This window comes from Ornithinibacillus liuyingii (assembly GCF_055550225.1).
Map to the genome: position 1 here is coordinate 1 of NZ_JBPWOS010000025.1, position 652 is coordinate 652.

Genomic DNA, 652 nt, shown 5'->3' on the forward strand with positions numbered 1-652 from the left:
AAGAAGCTGCTAGCTTCTGTAATTCTTTAATAGAAAAAACAGGGTATGTTTTTTCTTGACATACTGGTTGTTTTGTTCAGTTTTCAAGGAGCAAAATAAAGTCATAAAATGGTGGAGCCTAGCGGGATCGAACCGCTGACCTCCTGCGTGCAAGGCAGGCGCTCTCCCAGCTGAGCTAAGGCCCCAAATTATATTTTCTTAATGGTCGGGAAGACAGGATTCGAACCTGCGACCCCATGGTCCCAAACCATGTGCTCTACCAAGCTGAGCTACTTCCCGTAAATGGCGCGCCCGAGAGGAGTCGAACCCCTAACCTTTTGATCCGTAGTCAAACGCTCTATCCAATTGAGCTACGGGCGCTAATGGTGCCGAGGACCGGAATCGAACCGGTACGGTAGTCACCTACCGCAGGATTTTAAGTCCTGTGCGTCTGCCAGTTCCGCCACCCCGGCACTTACTATATGGAGCGGAAGACGGGATTCGAACCCGCGACCCCCACCTTGGCAAGGTGGTGTTCTACCACTGAACTACTTCCGCGTTTTATTAAATTTAAAATGGTGCGGGTGAAGGGAGTCGAACCCCCACATCCGAAGATACTAGATCCTAAGTCTAGCGCGTCTGCCAATTCCGCCACACCCGCATATTTAAATGG

The 652-nt window shown here is 50.3% G+C and carries 6 tRNA genes; all 6 read right to left on the minus strand.

The window, feature by feature from the left end:
- Positions 1 to 109: 109 nt before the first annotated feature.
- A tRNA-Ala gene (locus ACSKT4_RS19050) sits at positions 110 to 185 on the minus strand.
- Positions 186 to 202: 17 nt separating this feature from the next.
- Positions 203 to 279: transfer RNA gene (locus tag ACSKT4_RS19055), tRNA-Pro, on the minus strand.
- A gap of 4 nt (positions 280 to 283) precedes the next feature.
- Positions 284 to 360: transfer RNA gene (locus ACSKT4_RS19060), tRNA-Arg, on the minus strand.
- 3 nt (positions 361 to 363) lie between these two features.
- Positions 364 to 452, minus strand: a tRNA-Leu gene (locus ACSKT4_RS19065).
- Positions 453 to 462: 10 nt separating this feature from the next.
- A tRNA-Gly gene (locus ACSKT4_RS19070) sits at positions 463 to 537 on the minus strand.
- An 18-nt stretch (positions 538 to 555) separates the two neighbouring features.
- A tRNA-Leu gene (locus ACSKT4_RS19075) sits at positions 556 to 640 on the minus strand.
- Between the last annotated feature and the right edge of the window lie 12 nt (positions 641 to 652).